The sequence below is a fragment of the Streptococcus vestibularis ATCC 49124 genome, assembly GCF_000188295.1.
Taxonomy (GTDB): domain Bacteria; phylum Bacillota; class Bacilli; order Lactobacillales; family Streptococcaceae; genus Streptococcus; species Streptococcus vestibularis.
This window is the reverse complement of record NZ_GL831113.1, coordinates 23,320-43,638: the sequence shown is the minus strand read 5'-3', so window position 1 is coordinate 43,638 and position 20,319 is coordinate 23,320. Positions and strand designations below refer to the sequence as shown.

Annotated in this window: 21 protein-coding genes; 3 read left to right on the top strand and 18 right to left on the bottom strand. The window is 40.7% G+C overall.

What is annotated here, in order from left to right:
- Nucleotides 1-140: 140 nt before the first annotated feature.
- The 8 genes from spx to HMPREF9425_RS08580 form a co-directional block, all read right to left on the bottom strand.
- Nucleotides 141-539, bottom strand: a complete 399-nt coding sequence (gene spx / locus HMPREF9425_RS08615; RefSeq protein WP_003094927.1) for a transcriptional regulator Spx — start codon at nt 537-539, stop codon at nt 141-143.
- A 176-nt stretch (nt 540-715) separates the two neighbouring features.
- Nucleotides 716-1,855: a recombinase RecA gene (recA, locus tag HMPREF9425_RS08610; protein WP_003098297.1), complete on the bottom strand. Its 1,140-nt coding sequence runs from the start codon at nt 1,853-1,855 to the stop codon at nt 716-718.
- Between the two features lie 35 nt (nt 1,856-1,890).
- On the bottom strand, nt 1,891-3,162 hold the full coding sequence (locus HMPREF9425_RS08605) for a competence/damage-inducible protein A (RefSeq protein ID WP_003098296.1): 1,272 nt from the start codon (nt 3,160-3,162) through the stop codon (nt 1,891-1,893).
- A gap of 78 nt (nt 3,163-3,240) precedes the next feature.
- The gene (locus HMPREF9425_RS08600; protein WP_003098294.1) at nt 3,241-3,813 is read right to left on the bottom strand and encodes a DNA-3-methyladenine glycosylase I; all 573 of its coding nucleotides are present in this window, start codon (nt 3,811-3,813) and stop codon (nt 3,241-3,243) included.
- A gap of 8 nt (nt 3,814-3,821) precedes the next feature.
- Entirely contained in the window at nt 3,822-4,412 is a 591-nt protein-coding gene (gene ruvA, locus HMPREF9425_RS08595; RefSeq protein ID WP_003098291.1) for a Holliday junction branch migration protein RuvA, read from the bottom strand.
- Between the two features lie 156 nt (nt 4,413-4,568).
- A complete protein-coding gene (locus HMPREF9425_RS08590; RefSeq protein WP_002886321.1) occupies nt 4,569-4,790 on the bottom strand; it encodes a hypothetical protein in 222 nt (73 codons plus the stop codon).
- Nucleotides 4,791-4,920: 130 nt separating this feature from the next.
- A complete protein-coding gene (mutL, locus tag HMPREF9425_RS08585; protein ID WP_003098289.1) occupies nt 4,921-6,858 on the bottom strand; it encodes a DNA mismatch repair endonuclease MutL in 1,938 nt (645 codons plus the stop codon).
- 49 nt (nt 6,859-6,907) lie between these two features.
- Nucleotides 6,908-7,213 (bottom strand): hypothetical protein, encoded by a 306-nt coding sequence (locus tag HMPREF9425_RS08580; protein ID WP_003094956.1) that lies wholly within the window; start codon nt 7,211-7,213, stop codon nt 6,908-6,910.
- Nucleotides 7,214-7,391: 178 nt separating this feature from the next.
- Between HMPREF9425_RS08580 and HMPREF9425_RS08575 the strand changes: the two genes are divergently transcribed.
- Nucleotides 7,392-7,829 (top strand): LytTR family DNA-binding domain-containing protein, encoded by a 438-nt coding sequence (locus tag HMPREF9425_RS08575; RefSeq protein ID WP_003098287.1) that lies wholly within the window; start codon nt 7,392-7,394, stop codon nt 7,827-7,829.
- Nucleotides 7,826-8,281, top strand: coding sequence for a DUF3021 domain-containing protein (locus HMPREF9425_RS08570; RefSeq protein WP_003098284.1), 456 nt, complete (start codon nt 7,826-7,828; stop codon nt 8,279-8,281). Before HMPREF9425_RS08575 ends, HMPREF9425_RS08570 begins: the two co-directional genes overlap by 4 nt.
- Nucleotides 8,282-8,314: 33 nt before the next feature.
- Here HMPREF9425_RS08570 and mutS read toward each other — a convergent pair whose 3' ends face one another.
- Genes mutS through argR form a run of 3 tightly spaced genes read right to left on the bottom strand, consistent with a single transcriptional unit; the run spans nt 8,315 to nt 11,653 of the window.
- Nucleotides 8,315-10,846, bottom strand: coding sequence for a DNA mismatch repair protein MutS (gene mutS, locus HMPREF9425_RS08565; RefSeq protein WP_391595608.1), 2,532 nt, complete (start codon nt 10,844-10,846; stop codon nt 8,315-8,317).
- A gap of 19 nt (nt 10,847-10,865) precedes the next feature.
- A complete protein-coding gene (locus HMPREF9425_RS08560) occupies nt 10,866-11,225 on the bottom strand; it encodes a YlbF family regulator (RefSeq protein WP_003094942.1) in 360 nt (119 codons plus the stop codon).
- Nucleotides 11,225-11,653, bottom strand: coding sequence for an arginine repressor (gene argR, locus HMPREF9425_RS08555; protein WP_172798558.1), 429 nt, complete (start codon nt 11,651-11,653; stop codon nt 11,225-11,227). The genes HMPREF9425_RS08560 and argR overlap by 1 nt, the downstream gene beginning before the upstream one ends.
- 154 nt (nt 11,654-11,807) lie before the next feature.
- Between argR and argS the strand changes: the two genes are divergently transcribed.
- Nucleotides 11,808-13,499, top strand: coding sequence for an arginine--tRNA ligase (gene argS / locus HMPREF9425_RS08550; protein ID WP_003094944.1), 1,692 nt, complete (start codon nt 11,808-11,810; stop codon nt 13,497-13,499).
- 878 nt (nt 13,500-14,377) lie between these two features.
- On the opposite strand, the gene purB is transcribed toward argS, so the two are convergent.
- From purB to purE, 7 genes are all read right to left on the bottom strand, one after another.
- Entirely contained in the window at nt 14,378-15,676 is a 1,299-nt protein-coding gene (purB, locus tag HMPREF9425_RS08545) for an adenylosuccinate lyase (protein ID WP_003098279.1), read from the bottom strand.
- Between the two features lie 150 nt (nt 15,677-15,826).
- The gene (locus HMPREF9425_RS10115) at nt 15,827-16,057 is read right to left on the bottom strand and encodes a hypothetical protein (RefSeq protein WP_179944339.1); all 231 of its coding nucleotides are present in this window, start codon (nt 16,055-16,057) and stop codon (nt 15,827-15,829) included.
- 62 nt (nt 16,058-16,119) lie between these two features.
- Nucleotides 16,120-17,376, bottom strand: a complete 1,257-nt coding sequence (locus tag HMPREF9425_RS08535) for an SNIPE associated domain-containing protein (protein ID WP_003098275.1) — start codon at nt 17,374-17,376, stop codon at nt 16,120-16,122.
- A gap of 9 nt (nt 17,377-17,385) precedes the next feature.
- Entirely contained in the window at nt 17,386-17,613 is a 228-nt protein-coding gene (locus HMPREF9425_RS08530) for a hypothetical protein (protein WP_003098272.1), read from the bottom strand.
- 9 nt (nt 17,614-17,622) lie between these two features.
- Nucleotides 17,623-18,573: a ketopantoate reductase family protein gene (locus HMPREF9425_RS08525; RefSeq protein ID WP_003098271.1), complete on the bottom strand. Its 951-nt coding sequence runs from the start codon at nt 18,571-18,573 to the stop codon at nt 17,623-17,625.
- Nucleotides 18,574-19,665: a 5-(carboxyamino)imidazole ribonucleotide synthase gene (purK, locus tag HMPREF9425_RS08520; protein ID WP_003098269.1), complete on the bottom strand. Its 1,092-nt coding sequence runs from the start codon at nt 19,663-19,665 to the stop codon at nt 18,574-18,576.
- Nucleotides 19,652-20,140 (bottom strand): 5-(carboxyamino)imidazole ribonucleotide mutase, encoded by a 489-nt coding sequence (purE, locus tag HMPREF9425_RS08515; protein WP_003098268.1) that lies wholly within the window; start codon nt 20,138-20,140, stop codon nt 19,652-19,654. Before purE ends, purK begins: the two co-directional genes overlap by 14 nt.
- Nucleotides 20,141-20,319: the final 179 nt, after the last annotated feature.

Genomic DNA, 20,319 nt, shown 5'->3' with positions numbered 1-20,319 from the left:
TTTTTTAAAGTTTTTTACCTTTTTTATTACTGAACAAGTTGTTTAGGACTTTATTAGTTTATCAAGTTTAATAAATAAAGTCAACAAATTCTTCTTTTTGAAAAACAAAAAGAAGATACTAGTGACCTTCTTTTAGAATTTTATAGTGCTGCACGCATGCGTGCTTGTGAATTTTCGACATTACGAATTGAACGTGGTAAGAAAGCACGAATATCATCTTCTTTATAACCCACTTGCAATCTCTTATCATCAATCAAGATTGGACTCTTCAAAATTCTAGGATTGTCTTGAATCAAATCAATTACTTCACTGACGCTAAGCTCATCAATATCACAATTTAAAGCTTTAGCATAGCGATTTTTTGATGAAACGATGCTCTCAACACCATTCTCTGTCTTTGAAAGGATAGTAAGGATTTCTTCTTTTGTAAGTGGTTCTTTACCAAGATTTTGTTCTTTATAAGGAAGTTGATGGTTGTTCAACCATGTTTTTGCTTTTTTACAACTTGTACAACTTGAAATTGTATAAATCTTAATCATGTTAATTCTCTCTTTCTGTCACATGATACTATTATCTTATCACCGTCTTTGATTTATTAAATCGGTCTAGCGACCTATTTTGAATCTGGGGTGTATCCGCTTTTTCAACTTGTATTGCTCTTGTTTCCTTCTTAATTCAAAGCAAAAAGAAAAGAACCTTTTGGGCTCTTTAACACTTATTCTTCAATTTCAATGGTTGAATCAAGATCTAGAACGAGATCATCAGCCGTGTCTTCAACTTGTGTACCTTCAAGAACATCGTCTTCATCTGTCTCAATCAAACCGTAGTGTACGCGTACTTTATGATCGATTTCTTCAAAAATCTCTGGGTGATCTGCTAAATATTTCTTAGCATTTTCAGATCCTTGACCAATTTTCTCCCCATTATATGAGAACCAAGCCCCGGCTTTTTGAATAATACCTAAATCACTTGCAATTTTTACAAGTTCACCAGTTTGTGAAATTCCTTCGCCGTACATAATTTCAACAAAAGCTTCTTTAAATGGTGGAGCAACTTTGTTTTTAACAACCTTAATCTTGGTTTCCTTACCTACATTTTGGTCCTTTTTGTCACCGGTTCCTTTAATTTGTGTATTACCACGTACATCAAGGCGTACTGATGCATAGAATTTTAAAGCACGTCCACCTGGGGTAGTCTCTGGGTTACCAAACATGATGCCAACTTTTTCACGCAACTGGTTAATAAAGATGGCGATCGTTTTTGTTTTATTAATAGATGCAGAAAGTTTACGCATGGCTTGACTCATCATACGTGCTTGAAGTCCTACATGACTGTCACCAATATCTCCATCAATTTCTGCACGTGGTACCAAGGCCGCAACTGAGTCAACAACAACCAAATCCACTGCACCAGAGTCAATCAGCTTACCTGCAATTTCCAGACCTTGCTCACCAGAATCAGGTTGTGACAAAAGAAGCTCATCGATATTAACACCTAGAGCTGCTGCATAAGCAGGGTCAAGAGCATGCTCGGCATCGATAAAAGCTGCGATGCCACCTTCTTTTTGAGTCTGAGCAACTGCATGAAGAGCAACGGTTGTTTTACCTGATGATTCCGGTCCGTAAATTTCAATAATACGACCTTTAGGATAACCACCCGCACCAAGAGCAATATCCAAAGCTAGCGAGCCTGAGCTCATAACCTGAACTTTTTGCTCTGCACGCTCACCAAGACGCATAACTGCACCCTTACCAAAATCTTTTTCAATATTTTTTAATGCATCGTCGAGTGCTTTGCGACGCTCATCACCGAACTTCTTTGTGATTTCTTCTGTTTTCTTTGTTTTCTTAGCCACTTAATTTCCTCTTCTTCCTATGATAAATAACAAACTTAAATCAAGTTGTCTTCTTGTAATAAAGCTTGGCGAACTAGGTTAAAGGCATAGAGTGTACTGATATATCTGACATCAGATCGACTCCTTTCACCTATAACAACCTTAATTGACCGCACTTGGTTTCTATCGGCAATACCAATAAAGACTGTACCTACTTGATGCCCTTCCAATGTATCTGGTCCTGCCACTCCAGTAAGCGCAATTCCGTAATCACTATCTGTCTTAGCTCGGGCACCCTCAGCCATTTTTTCTGCTGTAAAATGACTAACAACACCATTCTCTTCTAATTTAGATAAGGGAATATCCAACATTTTAGCTTTTTCTTCAATGCTATAGGTAACAAAACCACCCTTGAATACTTGTGAAGCTCCAGAAAAATCAGCAACACTAGCTTGAAATAAGCCAGCTGTTAAACTTTCAGCTGCAGTAATAGTTTTGCCATATTTCTTAAGCAAATAGAACACTTCATAAGCTAAGCTGTTTGATTCTCCATATCCATATATGAGGTCAGACAAGCTTTTTCCATCTAGAGTTTTAGTAGAACGAATTTGTTCTTCTAAAACATCTAGTTTTCGATCCGCTTCTTCTTGCGACGATGCCTTTGTTGATAAGCGAAGGGTCACTTCTCCCACTTTAGCATAGGGCGCAATGGTTGGGTCCGTTTGGTTAACAATGAGATCTTTAAGAATAGTCACCAATTGACTTTCTCCAACACCAAAAAACCTTAGGACTCTAGAATAAAGAGTAGTATGATTCTCTGTAAGAGCTGGAATAAGCTCTTGGTTCACCATAGGTTTGAGTTCACTTGGTGGACCAGGCAAAACGACATAGGTCACCCCTTGAGCAGTAATAATCCCCCCAACTGCTAGACCTGTGAGATTTTGCAAGGGTACGGATCCCTCAACAATTTGCGCTTGGCGTTCATTATTAGGTGTTCGTGTGTGTTTAGGACGAGTAGCAAAGAAACTATCCAGTTTTTTACTAGCCTCCTCATCAAAAACAAGTTCTTTTCCTAAAAATTTAGCCAGTGTTTGCTTGGTTAAGTCGTCCTCAGTAGGGCCAAGTCCACCACAAAGTATGACTAAATCGCTACGTTGACTAGCCTGATCAAGAACTGAAAGTAGGCGGTTTTCATTGTCTCCTACTGCTGTGTGAAAATACACGTCAATTCCTAGTTCAGCTAGTTTCTCAGATAAAAATTGGGCATTGGTATTGGTGATTTGCCCGGTTAGGATTTCAGTTCCTACTGCAATCAATTCAGCTTTCATTGGTTCACCTATATTACTATTCGTAAAATAATCTCAATAACATGTTTGTTTATAAACTAACACGTTTTTCTCGTCTTGTCAATCAAATCTACTCATTTCTTTGAAATCACAGTTATTTTCATGATCATTCACAAATCCTGCGGCTTGTAAAAAGGAATATATAGTAGTCGGTCCTAAAAATTTGAACCCTCTCTTTTTTAGATTTCTGGCAATCTGTTGGGATAAATCAGTTGATGATGGGACATCCTTATATGTGGGAACATTATTTATCAAGGGCTTTCCGTCAAAGTAATGCCAAAAATAATGGGACAGAGAGCCAAATTCATCTTGGAGTTTTAGTACTTGTTTGGCATTATTTACGGTTGCTTCTAGCTTAAGTTTGTGCCTAATGATGTCTGGATTTTGAAGCGCATCTTCAAGTTCACTTAGACTAAACCGGGCAACACGCTCAATATCATAGTCATGAAAAACACGATTAAAGGCCTGGCGTTTATTTAAAACAGTTAACCAAGAAAGGCCTGACTGATAACTTTCTAAGCAAAGCAGCTCAAAAAGTTTTTGGTCGTCACCAATAGGCTTTCCCCACTCCTTGTCATGATAATCACAATATAATTTATTGTTTGTTGGAACCCAACGACAACGATTGACCATTACTTACCTCATTTCATCAACATTTTAAGAGCTGATTTAATGTATTGCTCTGCCGTTTCATTAGTACCTTCGAAGAAGACCTTGATTTTCTTAAGTTCTGCGGCTTTATAACCAAGAGCAAGCAAGGCTTCCATAGCCTCATCCAACTGATGATTCCCTTCAGGTTGACTTGGTGTCGTCTTGGTCGTTTCTGTTGGTAACTCTGCAAATTTCCCTGCCAAATCCAGAACCATTTGTTGAGCTGTCTTTTTACCAATCTTTGGAAACTTCATCAAGTACTTGATGTCACTATTATCAACGGCAGCAACCAGGCCTTGATTATCATCTACAGCAACAATAGCTAGAGCAGTCGTCGGACCTATTCCAGAAACTGAAATAAGCTTAAGGAAGACCTCTTTTTCATCTTCAGTATGGAAACCAAAAAGAAGATGAGCATCATCTCTAATAACCTGATGAAGGTAGACTTGGATAGTCTGATTCAGTTGGTCAGAAAAACTATATGGATTCGCTACAGTGATAATATAACCTAAGCCGTTTGCTTCTATAACAATATACTTGGCGGTAATTTTCACTAGAGTTCCCTTGATGTAATCATACATAGCGTGTGATTTCCTTTCTCGTTCATTTCTTCAATGGGTTGCTTTATCATTTTATACTTGTAAGATAATTGTCTTGAATGTTTATTTGTCATCTCAAACACTGCTGTACTATTGTAACAAAAAATCCACTCGAAAGTGGATTCTGTCTGCTCTATTTTAAGGATGACTACTCGTCTTTAAAGTATCTGTAATCATCTTTAGGCCTAATAGAATATATGTTACAACGCCTAAAGTAAAGGCAATGCTAGAAACATTTACGAGAGTATTCTCCAAACTTGGTTGACCTAACCAGGCCAAAATATAGAAAATCAAGCTAGTCGCTAAAAATGTTAAGCCTACAAGTAAAAAGTGTTTATTAGTTTTTGTTAGGTGTCTCATCACTCTACCTCCTAACTTAAAAATCAGGCAATCATCCTACAATGATCCGCTAAAACATTAGAAGATTCCTTGTCTTCATCACTATTATAAATCTAACATTCCTATTCGTAAAGTAAGACGAAAAAAAGTTTTAATACTTCCCTAGGTCACGTAGACTGGTATGATTTTCTTGAATTCGACGGAACATTTTTTCCATATCAGACTTTGTAAAGTTGACAAGTACAGGACGTCCGTGAGGGCAATTATAGGGATTTTTACACTGTGCAAGCTGTACTAGGAGGTCACGCGCAGAGTAATCATCAAGAGCATGATTGGCCTTGATTGAACGTTTACAACTCATCATGATGGCCAACTCAGCACGGTAGGTCTTAACAGACACTTCATTCGTCAAAAGAAGCATGTCACACATTTCATAGACTGCTGATTCAATCTCTTCTTCCTTCATCCAGATAGGATGTTCACGAAGAATGAAGGTATTATTCCCATAAGGCTCTAAATAGATACCAACCTGATTCAGAAGAGACATTTTTTCTTGTAAACTAATGTAATCTGAACCTGAAAATTCAAAGAGATAGGGAACCAAAAGCTGTTGTAAACTGCTGTCAACCTCACCAATCTTTTCGCGATAGTACTCATACTTGACACGTTCTTGGGCAGCATGCTGGTCAATGATATAAAGGCCACCTTGTCCTTGGGCAAAGAGGTAGGTTCCATGCATTTGACCAAAGAACTCCAATTCAGGAAAGGTTGATGTTTCCTCATTGGTCAGATTTTCAAGCATGCGCTTCAGTTTCGACTTGTTTTTATAGTCAAGTTTTTCGTGTTCACTATCACTTTCATCTACTGAACGTTGTGCCTGTTTAACAGAAGGTTGCGGTTTGTTTTTTACTGATGAAACTGAAGACTCTGATACAAGAGGTTTGATATCCTCTTGAACTGTCTCTGGTTTGACAAAAAAATCATTACGACTGCTATCATAGTAAAGATTGGTCTGTTTGAGTGGAAGACTGGTTTGAACTGATTTAGCTGCACCTCTGGTACTAGACTTGGCCAAATTTTCAAGGGCATCAGGGATCAAATCCTGCTCTCTAAGGCTTTGAGCAATGGCAGAGCTGATAAGGGCCATGAGCTCTTTTTCTTTAGAGATACGTACTTCCTGCTTGGTTGGGTGAACATTGACATCGGCCAAGTAGGGATCAATCTGAATATCAATAACTGCAATAGGGAAGCGTCCTACCATGAGTTTAGAACCATAACCATCAAAAATGGCACGGTTAAGCAGGAAGTTTTTTATATAGCGTCCATTAATGAGAATCGTGATGTAGTTACGATTCGCACGGGTTAACTCAGGGAGACTAACATATCCAGAAACTTCAAAATCAAGGTCAGAATTTGAAATCTCCACCATTTTTTTAGCCGTTGTCAAACCATAAATACCAGCAATAGCTTGACGGAGGTCTCCAGTACCTGATGTCTGTGTCAACTGACGACCATCATTAAGCAAGGTAAAGGCAACCTCGGGATGAGCTAGACTCAGACGATTGACAACATCAACAATATGAGCCAACTCAGCCTGTAAACTCTTCATATACTTGAGACGAGCTGGGGTGTTATAAAATAGATTTTCAACGGTAATCTTTGTTCCAACTGGTGTTGAAATAGGATCCTGACTCTCAATTTCTCCAGCTTTAGCAACCAGTTTAGTCCCATAGGCTTCTCCATCCGCTGCTGTCACAATAGTTAGATGACTGATAGAAGCTATAGAGGGCAGAGCCTCACCTCGAAAACCAAGGGTCCGAATACGAAAGAGATCTCCTTGATTTTTGATTTTACTTGTTGCATGACGGCGCAAACTCATGGCCACATCAGCTTGAGCCATTCCTTCGCCATTGTCTGTGATTTGAATTTTTGAGAGACCTGATTCTTCAACTTCAATGGTAATCTGAGTGCTACCGGCATCAATAGCATTTTCCACCAACTCTTTGACAACACTGGCTGGGCGCTCTACGACCTCACCAGCAGCAATCTGGTTGGCTAACACCTCAGGCAATTCGATGATTTTTGTCATAATTATTATTTTCCCTTCTAAAAGGTTGAGAGATCACTGTTTCTAACTGTTACTGATGCTTCCTATAAAGCCATAACTCACACACAACTGTTAGCCAAGATAAGGCTGTGGCTATAATAATCATATCCCCATGACGAAAGTTGAACCAAATGAGCCCAGAAAAAATCAAGAGGTAGACGATTTGGAAAATCCATTGGTAGGTTTTGGGTGAGCTTGTCAAATCCATAAACTGCTTAACAAAGAAATAAAGCAAGAGTAAGTTCAGTGTCAGCGCCTTTTCAAAAGGTGTAAAAAAGCTCAAAATCAGACTGCAGGCAAGAAAAATTCCTGCTAGCCATTTCATTATAGATTTCATGTGATTACCTCGTCAGTACGTTTTCATTAAGTATAGGGGTTTTCGAAAATATTTTCAACCACTTAGACAGCATATAGGACCACATAGACAAGCGCTATTGCTGTGAACGAGTAAATAGTGTTTAATAAAAGTGTGAAAGAGAGGAGACCTCCTCAATTACCAATAAGAAAGGATAGTTATGAAAATAAAAGTTCAGATTGACTCGGTATTTCAAGAAGAAACGTTGCAGATTCAGGCTCCTAGTCGAACGCCTAAGATTCAGCAAGTCGTCGAGTTTGTCGAATCTTTGGATAACAACCACCGACTCAAAGGAAAAAAAGATGGAGAAACTTATCTTATCGAACCCAAAGCTATTTCCAGAATTTACATCGAAAATCGACAAGTTCTAGCTGAAACTATTCAAGGAGAGTACCCCTTAGGCTTACGTCTCTATCAAGTTTTAGAAAAACTGCCATCTTACTTTATCAAAATTTCACAATCAGAGATTGTCAACCTCAAAGAAATTGAACGCTTCAACATTACCCCTAACGGCCTCGTTGAAATTCACCTTAAAAACAAGGAAACTACCTACTCATCACGCCGTTACCTCAAAGCAATAAAGGAGAAATTACAATGAAAAAGCAACTTTTTAAATCAGGCACAAAGGGCATCCTTATCGGACTTGCCGTATCCATGATTATGTCTCTTATCTGGGCACCAAGCTACATGCCTCTGAATCCCCATTCAGGCATTGGACAATGGATGACCTCTCATCAGATCCATGGATCTATTATCTTAGCCTATTGCCTCACCACTTGGTTTGCTATCGGTAGCCTCTTTGAAGTCGCTAGTTATATTTTCCGTAAGGCTGAGTGGAGTTTACTTCGTGCAACCCTCACTCACTACGCCTTGACCTGTCTAGGTTTCATTCCACTAGCTACCCTCAGCGGATGGTTCCCTCTACGTTTAACTTTCTACTTGGAGCTAGTCATTGAATTCAGCCTTATCTATCTCCTCGTTTGGGCCTTCTCTTATTGGAAAATGAAAAAGGATATTGAACAACTCAACCAAGAATTGAAACACCTATAGAAGACAAGAAGCCTGTCAATCGACAAGCTTCTTTTATAGTTTCTGTTTTAAATCTGCTACAGCCATCATGACCTGCATCGGTGTCATATTGTAAATGTCCAAATCACGTAACTCTTGAAGAACTGGATTTTCAGTGAAATCATCAAAGAGAGAGATTTGCTCGTTGATATGTGTTTCAGTGGCAGGCTTCTCTTGAGGCGATACCTTTTCCTGGGGTTGGATGGTAACTGTCTCGCCCTCTAGTTGTGTCAAAATGGTGCCAGCACGTTCCAGTAAATCTGCTGGTAAACCTGCTATCTTAGCTACATGAATACCATAAGATTTATCGGCTGGGCCATCGACAATCTTGTGAAGGAAAGTCACCTCTCCGTCCTTTTCAAGTGTCGCAACATGGACGTTGACAAGGTGTGGCAAACTGTTTGATAGGGCTGTCAACTCATGATAATGGGTGGCAAACATGGTCTTAGCCCCGACCTTGTCATGAATAAACTCAATAATAGACTGGGCCAAAGCCATACCATCATAAGTGGCCGTCCCACGCCCCAACTCATCAAAAATAATCAAGGAATTAGGTGTCCCCCGCTTAATAGCCTGATTAGCCTCCATCATCTCAACCATAAAGGTAGACTGACCTGAAATCAGGTCATCTGCAGCACCAATACGTGTATAGATGGCATCAAAAATCGGTAAATCAATGCTATCTGCTGGCACATAAGAGCCCATCTGAGCCATAACAACTGACAAAGCCAACTGACGCATATAGGTGGATTTACCACTCATATTTGGTCCCGTGATGAGCTGAACATTGGTCTGACTGTCAAAGGTAATGGTGTTTGGAATGTATTCCTGAACACCCATAACCTTCTCAACCACCGCATGACGCCCTTGATCAATAACGATACGATGCTCCTCATTGAACACAGGGCGAACATAATGATTAGTCTCCGCTATAACAGCCAAACTCTGGAGCACATCGACTGTCGCAATGGCCTTAGCCAAAGACTGCAAACGGTCGATATAGCATTCAACCTGCTCACGGACACGCATGAAAATATCATACTCTAGGGTTGATGATTTTTCACGCGCCTCAAGCATCTCACCTTCAATCTTAGCCAACTCAGCGGTTCCAAAGCGCTCCGAATTTTTCAGGGTTGCCTTACGGAAGAAATGGTCAGGAACCAAGCTAAGGTTAGAGTTGGTCACATGGAAATAATAGCCATCTTTACGGTTATAATCAATTTTTAGTGTTGTAATACCAGATGCTTCACGTTCTTTAGCTTCGATATCCGCGATCCATGATGTTCCCTCACTCATCACCTTGCGATACTTGTCCAAGGTCTCATCAAAACCAGCACGGATAATGCCACCTTCTGTAATGGTTGCAGGAGCATCTGGATCAATAGCCGACCGAATCAAACTCTCTAATTCTGGCAGAGCATCTAACTCTTGTAAAAGACGTGACAAGGCATCTTCATTAAAAGACTCCAAAATCGCCTTAATCACCGGTACTTGAGCCAAAGTATGACCTAGTTGAATCAAATCTTTAGGGTTAGCCTTTCCGAAGGAAACACGACTAGCCAAGCGCTCAATATCGTAAACCCCTTTTAGACTCTCGGTCAAGTCACTACGCTCAAAGAAATTGTCCAAGAAAACTTGGATGATATTCTGACGCTCAGTGATAGTGGCTTGATTCACTAAAGGACGATCAATCCAAGTTCGCAAGAGACGCATTCCCATAGCTGTCTTGGTTTCATCCAAGAGCCAGAAAAGAGATCCGTGTTTCTTGCCCGTTCTAGCATTTTCCAGTAAATCCAAACTTGACTTGGTCGCATAGGACATCTGCAAGTAATCTTTAATCTCATAGTGCTGAGCCTTTTGTAAATGACTGAGCTCTCGCATCTGAGTACGATGAACATACTGGAGAAGTTTACCCGCCACACTGCTTTCCAAATCTGTCAAACTAGTGTCAATCAAGTGGACATCATCGTAAACCTCTGTTTCCTTGGAGAGAAGCAGGTTGAGTTGCTTCACCAAAACTTGTTCGTCAGCTTCAGGTAAATCATAACCAACCACTACTTCACGTGTCTTAAGATTCTGAATTTCACTACAAACTGAACTGAAATCATCCAACTCTGTCGCAAAAAATTCACCCGTTGACACATCCATATAGGCCAGGCCGAATCGACTTCCAACCTTGTCAATGGCTACCAAGAAATTATTGGCATTATCAGGTTTAGAGCTGTCAACCACTGTACCTGGTGTGATAACCTGAACGACCTCACGCTTTACCACACCGACAGCCTGCTTAGGATCCTCCATCTGCTCAGCAATGGCTACCTTATAGCCCATCTCAACCAAGACATCAATATAGGCTTGAGCTGAATGATAAGGAACACCAGCCATAGGAATAGGATTATCTGCATTCTTATTACGACTGGTTAGGCTAATTTCCAAAATCTGGGCAGCCTTAACGGCATCATCATAAAATAATTCGTAAAAATCGCCCATACGGAAGAGCAAAAAAGCATCTGGATAATTTTCCTTGATATCCAAATACTGCTGCATTCCTGGAGATATTTTTTCCTTAGCCATGTCTTAACTCCTCGTTAATCCTTTCTTCGATAGACTTGGTCACATATTGGATCAAGTCACTGGCATCCTGCATCTTTTGACGGTAATCCTGAACAATGGGCAAATTTTCCAACTCATTCTGAATCAAATCTGCCTGCTCACCAGCCTCCTCATAGGCACGTTGTTTCTCAATTTTTTGAAAAAGCACCGCTTCTTGTTGATAGGACTTCATCTGTCCAGCTAGATCACTAATCTGAGGGATCTGTCCAATAGCTTTCTCAGCCTCTTGAAAAGCAAGAACCGCCTCATGGTGTTTGAGGAGGTCAATTAACTCTTCTTTGGCTTTTTGAAAATCCTGATGAAGAGTGTTCATCAGTGAAACTCGCTTTCCAATCTTTCAGCAACCACTGCGTCCTTACAGATTACCAATAGGGTATCTGCACCAGCAACGGTTCCTAAAATTTCAGGATTTCCATCACTATCAATTAGGTTGGCCAAAACATCTGCTTCACCCAATTCTGTATGGAGAACCAGCATAAACTGGGCACGGGAAACTGATTTGACATAGTCCTTAGCCGTAGGATCCAAACTTGGAAGCACGTGCTCAGACAAACTATAATAGAGTCTGCCTTCTTCATCACGAAGCTTCAAGAGGCCAATTTCACGCAAGTCACGTGACAAGGTAGCCTGAGTAACCGTGATACCTTCCGCCTCTAGGCGTTGCTTAATTTCCTCTTGTGTCCCAATCTTATCTCTTGAAATCATCTGTTTGATAACAGCTTGACGATCTCTCTTCATTATCTTTCCTCTTTTTATGTATATTCTTTGCATATTATAACAGAATTTTTGTATTTTTTCATGCAATACTTCCTAATAGATGCTTTCTTGTCCCTACCCTATTAACTAAAATAATGGTAAAATAGGTATGAATGACAAGATTTGAAATGGAGTACCTATGAATACTAAAGAACTCATTGCAGCAGAAATTGCCAAAGTTGTTCCCGAATTGGAGCAAGAAAACATTCAAAATCTGCTTGAAACCCCTAAAAATGCTGACATGGGGGACCTCGCCTTTCCTGCCTTCTCATTGGCTAAAGTCTTGCGCAAGGCCCCTAAAATGATTGCAGCAGACATCGCTGAAAAAATTGATGCTTCAAACTTTGAAAAAGTTGAAGCTGTTGGTCCTTACATCAACTTCTTCCTTGATAAATCAAAAATCTCGGCGGACGTTCTTGGACAAGTCATCGCTCAAGGCAGCCACTACGCTGACCAAAACATCGGTCACGGACGTAACATTGCCTTTGATATGTCTAGTCCTAACATCGCTAAACCTTTCTCTATCGGTCACTTGCGTTCAACAGTTATCGCTGACGCTCTTGCCAACATCGTAGCTAAACAAGGCTACAAACCAGTCCGCATCAATCACTTAGGTGACTGGGGTAAACAGTTTGGTATGCTGATTGTTGCCTATAAGAAATGGGGTAGCGAGGAAGCTGTCAAAGCCAACCCTATCAATGAACTCCTTCAACTTTATGTGCGTATCAATGCCGAAGCTGAAAAAGACCCATCTGTAGATGAAGAAGCTCGTGAATGGTTCCGTAAATTGGAAGCTGGTGACGAGGAAGCAACTGCCCTCTGGCAATGGTTCCGTGACGAAAGCTTAGTAGAATTCAACCGTCTCTATGATGAACTTGATGTTTCATTTGATAGCTACAACGGTGAAGCTTTCTACAATGATAAGATGGATGAAGTCGTTGACATCTTGACAGAAAAAGGACTTCTCCAAGAATCTCAAGGTGCCCAAGTGGTTAACCTTGAAAAATACGGTATCGAACACCCAGCCCTCATCAAAAAATCAGATGGTGCAACACTCTACATCACACGTGACTTGGCTGCTGCCCTCTACCGTAAACGTACTTACGACTTTGCCAAAGCCATCTATGTGGTTGGTAATGAACAATCTGCTCACTTCAAACAGTTGAAAGCTGTCCTTAAAGAAATGGGCTACGACTGGTCTGACGACATGACTCACGTTGCCTTTGGTCTAGTAACTAAGAACGGTAAGAAATTGTCAACTCGTAAGGGTAACGTTATCTTACTTGAGCCAACTATCGCTGAAGCTGTTAACCGTGCTCAAGCTCAAATCGAAGCTAAGAATCCAAACTTGCCTAACAAGGAAGCTGTTGCTCATGCTGTTGGTGTCGGAGCTATCAAGTTCTACGACCTTAAGACAGACCGTATGAATGGTTACGACTTCGACCTTGATGCTATGGTATCCTTCGAGGGAGAAACTGGACCTTACGTTCAATATGCACACGCTCGCATCCAATCTATCTTGCGTAAGGCCGACTTCACGCCATCTGAAGATGCTACATACAGCCTAAACGACGTTGAAAGCTGGGAAATCATCAAACTCATCCAAGACTTCCCACGTATCATCAACCGTGCTTCAGACAACTTTGAACCATCTATCGTTGCTAAATTTGCTATCAGCTTGGCCCAAGCCTTCAACAAATACTATGCGCACACACGTATCTTGGACGAAAGCCCAGAACGTGACAGCCGTTTAGCTCTTTGCTACGCAACAGCAACAGTCCTCAAAGAAGCCCTTCGCCTTCTCGGTGTTGAAGCTCCAGACGAGATGTAAGCCATATTTAAAACGTCTAAGGGCGTTTTTTTAGTGACCAAAAAAAGAACCCAACACATCATATTGAGCTCTTTTGGAGATTATGAAAAAGAAAAGTTCGTTGTTCTACAAAAAGTGCAAGCCAACGAGACTTACTGAACAGCGTTCAGTAAAAGTTATTTAGGAGACTTATAGTATAACCTCCCTACCTTAAAGAAACCTTAAATCGCAGCAAAAAAATCCCCAAAGGGATTTTCACAGCAGTCCAAAGACCACTGAAAAGATACGATTGTACAGGCTTCCCAACCTCTTCTTCCTAATCCTCCAAGGTGACCGCTTGTCCAATAGAATCTTTATATAACTATATCACCTTGTTTTGGAAGGGTTTTCAAGTATTTTCTTAAAATATCCTAATAAAACCTCAAAAAAGAAGAAAAAAGCCTAGATTTCTAGACTTTCTTCGGGGAGATTTGTTATGAAAAAATTATGTTTACCTCTAGCTCACAAAAGCTAGCTGCTTTATTAGGATGGTTATAATATATCTTAATAAGCTTAAAGGTAACTTAAGAAATTATTATCTTGCATCACTTTTTAAAATAATAAGCAAAATAAGTAATAATAAGGAACCATTAGGAATATCCATATCTAAAAACCAAGAGGGGGCTTTGATACTTCCAAGATCATTCATGATGCGGATGATATTATAAGCAATGCTTACTATTAAGAGACTAAGTTCCGGTAAACAGTTAAATCGTCCTTTTAAGATTACTAACTTCTCCTTCCTGACAGTTTTCTAGCGATGACTCTATTATAAGTCTGAAAAGAGCACAAAACTGGTGACATAAATGTCACCATCAAAAAAAGCAGGTCTAACCTGCTTTTTTACTGTATTGCTTCAATTAGTCACCCAAACCGATGCGTTCGAAGATCTCATCCACACGTTTAGTGTAGTAAACAGGGTTGAAAATCTCGTCGATCTCTTCTTGGGTGAGGCGAGAAGTTACCTCTGGATCTGACTCAAGAAGTGGTTTGAAGTCTACTTGGTTATCCCATGATTGAGCAGTCTTTGGTTGAACAAGGTCGTAAGCTTGCTCACGTGTCATACCTTTTTCAATCAAAGTAAGCATCGCACGTTGGCTGAAGATCAAACCAAATGTAGAGTTCATGTTGCGGATCATGTTTTCTGGGAAGACTGTCAAGTTCTTAACGATGTTTCCGAAACGGTTGAGCATGTAGTCAATCAAGATGGTTGTATCTGGTGTGATGATACGCTCAGCTGATGAGTGAGAGATATCACGTTCATGCCAGAGTGACACATTTTCATAAGCTGTTACCATGTGACCACGGATAACACGTGCAAGACCTGTCATGTTTTCAGAACCGATAGGGTTACGTTTGTGAGGCATTGCTGAAGACCCTTTTTGTCCTTTGGCAAAGAACTCTTCCACTTCACGTTGTTCTGATTTTTGAAGACCACGGATCTCAGTCGCCATACGCTCGATAGAAGTTGCGATGCTAGCAAGAACTGCAAAGTACTCAGCATGAAGGTCACGAGGAAGTACCTGTGTAGAGATTTCTTGAGCACGGATACCAAGCTTGTCGCAGACGTATTTTTCAACGAATGGTGGGATGTTGGCAAAGTTACCAACCGCACCAGAAATCTTACCAGCTTCCACACCAGCAGCTGCATGCTCGAAACGCTCGATATTGCGCTTCATTTCGCTGTACCAAGTTGCCAATTTAAGACCAAAAGTTGTTGGCTCAGCGTGCACACCGTGGGTACGACCCATCATGATGGTGAACTTGTGTTCTTTCGCTTTGTCAGCGATGATATTAAGGAAGTTTTCAAGGTCCTTGCGGATGATATCGTTGGCTTGTTTGTAGAGATAACCATAGGCAGTATCTACCACGTCAGTAGAAGTCAAACCATAGTGAACCCACTTACGCTCTTCACCAAGCGTTTCAGAAACCGCACGTGTGAAGGCAACCACATCGTGACGAGTTTGCTGCTCGATTTCAAGAATACGGTCGATGTCAAAGTCCGCTTTTTCACGAATCAAAGCCACATCTTCCTTAGGGATTTCTCCCAATTCAGCCCATGCTTCGTCAGCCAAGATTTCCACCTCAAGCCAAGCACGGTATTTATTTTCTTCAGTCCAAATGTTCGCCATTTCTGGGCGAGAGTAACGTTCGATCATGTTTAAGATACCAAGGGCGACTAGAAAGCGACTGAATTTTAGGAAACCAACGACGGACGCTTGCGTCCTAGGAGGTTTATCTAAATTCCGAGCTTTCCGCCCGGGTTCAGTTCTGCAAACTAGATGCCCATTTCCTTTCTATGTTTACAATTAGGAAGTCCGTAGCCCGTATTCAGTTTTAGTGAATACGAGTACCCTTGTTCCTTTCTTTTTATTTATATTTTGTTTAAATGATATCACTAATATAGCCATCATTAGTAGTACACAAACAATTGCTCCTATGAAAAAATAAATCCTTTGTTTTAAAGAATAATTGTTCTTTTCTCTATCAGTAGTAATATTATTTGCTGTTTGAGACTTCCAATCACTTGGTTCTCCCATTCCTAGAACTCCCATTACACAACCTATAAAACATATTATTAACGATAGAATAAGCCAAAGCTTCATTTGTATTGACCACCCACTAATTTACTCTGTCTATATTCGAATGCTTCAGCGTTCTCATTTAATTCTATAGTTAACTCTTCGTGTTTATCTAAAAGTGCCTTAATTTTTTCAAATGGAACCTTGAAGTACTCTTTACGGTTATTTACTTTATTAACCTTATACTCACTAAGTTGATTATGTAATTCAGTCTCTAGTGCAAAAGCTTCTTCACTAAAAATTAAAGCATGGACATCAAATTGAAAAGGTACTGATGCGCTACTTAATTCCCTGATGCGTTCAAGAGGTTCTAAACGACGAGTAACTCCAATTTTATAAACATCTTCACCAAAAGAACCAATGTTAGAAATGACATATACGTAGCCGGCTGTTGCATGACCTTCACGATAATCAATATCTTCTTCGATTTCATCTAATTCAGATAATTTACCTTGGTACTCAGATAACTGTCTCTGAAGTTCTTCAAACTCTTCACCAGTGGCATTTTTCAAAAGTTCCTCAACCTTAGAAACCATATTTTTAAAGTGGGTTCTATCTTTTTCCAATTGCTTTCGACGTGCTTTAATTTCAGCCTGAAGTTTTTTGTCCTCACGCTCTTTTGCTCTTTGCTCACGAAGCAATTCTTTTTCTTCTTGCTTCTGTAATTCAAACTCAGCAGCTAGGAGCAATTCTTCAATTTTTAAATTTAGATAGGGTATCGTAATTTCAATTTGATTACGTGAATACATTCTATTCAGTTGTTGGAATGCTTTCTTCAATGCCTGGATCTTCTTTTCGACATTCGAAACAGAAACTTTTACTAACAAGGCATCCGCTTCACCATTAAAACCACGAATAGCCGCTTTAATAAGCTGATTCTGCATTGCCTTCCCCTTGCTTTTATTATTATCTAAAAGCATAGGTACTATAATTCTACCAGCCTGACCAGATTTAACTAAATCTTTCTGCTGTTTTCGCAAATTATCCAAAGCTTCCTTATATTTTGTGCTATCAGAAAACTTATACTGTCTCTCAAAGAATCCAAACTCTTGTAATCCAAGTGTGTCATTAGCTAAAGAAATCTCGTTCTGAATGGCAAATAATTCTGACCGCTTCTGAGATAACTCCGTATTTAATGAGACTATCTCGTCTGCTATCTTTATTTGAGCTTTTAAATCTGCCAATTTTGCTTTTTGAATAGCAATCTCTTGATTTAATCTCTGAATTTTATTTTCTAAAGCTTCATCTTTGGGTTTTCCAAAATTAAATATCGACATTAAGGTCTCCTACTCAAACTCTTCCTTCCCAATCCACACTGATGGATAGTGATCTAGTTTATTCAAATCAGTATCCATCGGCAAATCATAGATAGCTAAATAATTTTCAGGATATTGAGCAACCAACTCTTCATACTTAGCTTTCACTTTTTCGTGATCGCTACTAGCATACAAAACTTCGACGACTGCCCCCGTCTTCTCTTTTTCAACAAATGCGTTGACAATAAGTTGAATCATAAAAACCTCCTAAAGCGAAATGCCCTTCATATTTGCTTCAAGAATGGGCATCTCAACACCTAATTCCTGACCGGTCTGATAGACACTTTGACAACAATAGAAGATGTCCTGTTTATCATTGTGTAAGGTCATGATTTTTCGTGTCAGCTCATTTTTCGCAAACATGATTTTCATGGCTTTTCCTGCAATCCAAGCGGGAATTTTGTATGGCAATAGTTCGGCTTTGTAAAGATTCAAATTTACGCCACGCACTTCTACCACTTTCAAAGCTTCTCGAATGGCCTTAATGACTAATGATAATTCCGAAGAACTATTCATCAAGTTCAAAGCCAGCTGTTCTGGATTTTCCAATTTTCCCGAACGCGCAGCTGTCGAAGTAACACCTGCATTAATCGCCATGTGAATCCAAATCCACTCGACCATATCATGAGGAACTTCCCACTTCAAATCTGCAGAAGTCAGTAAAGTCCTTAAATCAGCATAGTTAGAAATGTGTGCTTTTTGCTCACCTTCTAGCATTAAATGGTCGAACAAGACACCATCTAAATGGTCCTCCTGCATATGACCACCCGCTGTCGGAAAAGCCAGAATATAGTCGTAATCTCCTGCCCACTCTTGGACATCTTTTCGTGTATTCCAGAAATTACAGAAGAAAACAAGGGTGCCTTTGATATTATTTTTTCGCAAGGTTTCCACGGCTCCTTTGACAAAACCATGACGCACACTGAGAAAAATAAAATCATATTCCGAATCAGCTTCCGCCACATGAACCTCATAGGTATCATGCTTGTTCTCACCTTTGGAATGATAGCGACCATCTAGCAAATCAACCGAGAGGGATTTGGGAGCATTGTTCCGCTTACTGTCTCTAAGGACATGTTCTACTTGATGACCTGCTTTTTGAAAAGCATAGGCATAAGTCGTTCCAATGACTCCGAGTCCTAGGATTGCTATTCTCACCTAAAAATCAATTCCTTTCCCAAACTCAACCACATTATCTGGTTCATCACTAAACAAAGTCACATGCCCCATTTTGCGGTTGTGCTTCGCTTCTAGTTTACCATACATGTGGCGGTGGGCGCTTGGATTTTCTGTGACATAACGCTCAGCTGCTTCGATGTGTTGGCCGAGGACGTTGAGCATGACAGCAGGTGCATGGAGGTGAATTGCTGGAAGTGGTGCTCCGAGAACACCCAAGATATGCGTGTCAAATTGTGAAAAGTCACAGGCTTCGATTGAGTAGTGCCCTGAATTGTGTGGGCGTGGCGCGATTTCGTTGACAATGATGTCATCAGCTGTCGCAAACATTTCTACACAGAGAGTACCAGAGAGGTTAAGTTGCTCAGCAATCTTCACTGCCATAGCTTTAGCTTTCTCAGCTAGACTATCAGAAATACGGGCAGGCACAATAGTTTTAGAGAGGATGTTGTTGCGGTGGATATTTTCCTGAACTGGGAAAACCGTCACATCCTTGCCGTTACCAGACACGATGACTGAAATTTCAAGGTCGAAGTTAACGAACTCTTCCAAGACACACTCAGCTGAGTTAGCAAGGGAATTTGCCTCTTCCAAATCGTCAGCTGACGTGATGACTTTTTGACCGTGGCCATCGTAACCGCCTGTCGCTGTCTTGAGGACGTATTTTTTAGAAAGGTCAATATCTTCCAAATCAAGGCTAGATGTCACAACCTTGTAAGGAGCAACTGTCACTTTAGCCTTGTTTGAGAGGAAGTCTTTCTCAAAGATACGGTTTTGTGAAATACGAAGCAGGTCTGTCCCTTGTGGAAGTTGACCGTCTTTGATAACAGCGTCAAGGCCGTCAGCGTCGACATTTTCAAATTCATAAGTGAGAACATCGCAGCGGTCCGCCAACTGGCGAAGGGCGTCCACATCGTCATAAGGTGCCACGATAACCTCAGACACACGAGAAGATGGACAATCTGATGCTGGATCAAGGGTGATAACCTTGTGGCCCATGTAGATAGCTGAGATAGCCATCATCTGACCAAGCTGGCCACCACCGATGATACCAATGGTTTTAGTTGAGCTCATTTGTAGACTCCTCTGCAATTTTTCCTTGTTCTTCAGCAAAGTTAGCAAGTGCGTCCGCAATGGCCTTGTCTTCTACTGAGAGGAGACGGAGGGCAAAGAGGGCAGCATTAGTCGCACCAGCTTCACCGATAGCCATGGTTGCAACTGGTACACCACCTGGCATCTGAACGATGGAATAGAGCGAATCCACACCGCTGAGGGCACGTGATTTGACTGGTACTCCGATAACCGGAAGGGTCGTTTTAGCTGCGACCATCCCTGGCAAGTGAGCAGCACCACCAGCACCCGCGATGATGACCTTGATACCACGGCTACGTGCTTCCTCGGCATGTTTGAACATGAGGTCCGGTGTACGGTGTGCGGAAACAACTTTCTTTTCGCAAGCAACGCCGAAGTTGTCGAGGACTTCAGCGGCTTTTTGCATGGTTGCCCAGTCAGATTTTGAGCCCATGACAATGGAAATTACTGGTTTCATAGTTAATATCCTTTTTCTTCCTTTTTTTGACAATCACCTTAGGTTGTGAGGGACGGCAGCAGCCACCGAAGGGGGCTCATGCTTAAATCGGAAGCCTTAAGTCTTCCGATTTCCCTAAACGATTGGCTAACAAAGCCAATCGTTTTTTCACAACGGTGGTGATTGTCGCTCATTAGCTC

What these genes read in the sequence shown, in the direction of transcription:
- spx (WP_003094927.1), bottom strand. Translation starts at nt 539, where the DNA reads ATGATTAAGATTTATACAATTTCAAGTTGTACAAGTTGTAAAAAAGCA.
- HMPREF9425_RS08605 (WP_003098296.1), bottom strand. Translation starts at nt 3,162, where the DNA reads ATGAAAGCTGAATTGATTGCAGTAGGAACTGAAATCCTAACCGGGCAA.
- HMPREF9425_RS08600 (WP_003098294.1), bottom strand. Translation starts at nt 3,813, where the DNA reads ATGGTCAATCGTTGTCGTTGGGTTCCAACAAACAATAAATTATATTGT.
- ruvA (WP_003098291.1), bottom strand. Translation starts at nt 4,412, where the DNA reads ATGTATGATTACATCAAGGGAACTCTAGTGAAAATTACCGCCAAGTAT.
- HMPREF9425_RS08590 (WP_002886321.1), bottom strand. Translation starts at nt 4,790, where the DNA reads ATGAGACACCTAACAAAAACTAATAAACACTTTTTACTTGTAGGCTTA.
- mutL (WP_003098289.1), bottom strand. Translation starts at nt 6,858, where the DNA reads ATGACAAAAATCATCGAATTGCCTGAGGTGTTAGCCAACCAGATTGCT.
- HMPREF9425_RS08580 (WP_003094956.1), bottom strand. Translation starts at nt 7,213, where the DNA reads ATGAAATCTATAATGAAATGGCTAGCAGGAATTTTTCTTGCCTGCAGT.
- HMPREF9425_RS08575 (WP_003098287.1), top strand. Translation starts at nt 7,392, where the DNA reads ATGAAAATAAAAGTTCAGATTGACTCGGTATTTCAAGAAGAAACGTTG.
- HMPREF9425_RS08570 (WP_003098284.1), top strand. Translation starts at nt 7,826, where the DNA reads ATGAAAAAGCAACTTTTTAAATCAGGCACAAAGGGCATCCTTATCGGA.
- mutS (WP_391595608.1), bottom strand. Translation starts at nt 10,846, where the DNA reads ATGCAGCAGTATTTGGATATCAAGGAAAATTATCCAGATGCTTTTTTG.
- HMPREF9425_RS08560 (WP_003094942.1), bottom strand. Translation starts at nt 11,225, where the DNA reads ATGAACACTCTTCATCAGGATTTTCAAAAAGCCAAAGAAGAGTTAATT.
- argS (WP_003094944.1), top strand. Translation starts at nt 11,808, where the DNA reads ATGAATACTAAAGAACTCATTGCAGCAGAAATTGCCAAAGTTGTTCCC.
- purB (WP_003098279.1), bottom strand. Translation starts at nt 15,676, where the DNA reads ATGATCGAACGTTACTCTCGCCCAGAAATGGCGAACATTTGGACTGAA.
- HMPREF9425_RS10115 (WP_179944339.1), bottom strand. Translation starts at nt 16,057, where the DNA reads ATGGGAGAACCAAGTGATTGGAAGTCTCAAACAGCAAATAATATTACT.
- HMPREF9425_RS08535 (WP_003098275.1), bottom strand. Translation starts at nt 17,376, where the DNA reads ATGTCGATATTTAATTTTGGAAAACCCAAAGATGAAGCTTTAGAAAAT.
- HMPREF9425_RS08530 (WP_003098272.1), bottom strand. Translation starts at nt 17,613, where the DNA reads ATGATTCAACTTATTGTCAACGCATTTGTTGAAAAAGAGAAGACGGGG.
- purK (WP_003098269.1), bottom strand. Translation starts at nt 19,665, where the DNA reads ATGAGCTCAACTAAAACCATTGGTATCATCGGTGGTGGCCAGCTTGGT.
- purE (WP_003098268.1), bottom strand. Translation starts at nt 20,140, where the DNA reads ATGAAACCAGTAATTTCCATTGTCATGGGCTCAAAATCTGACTGGGCA.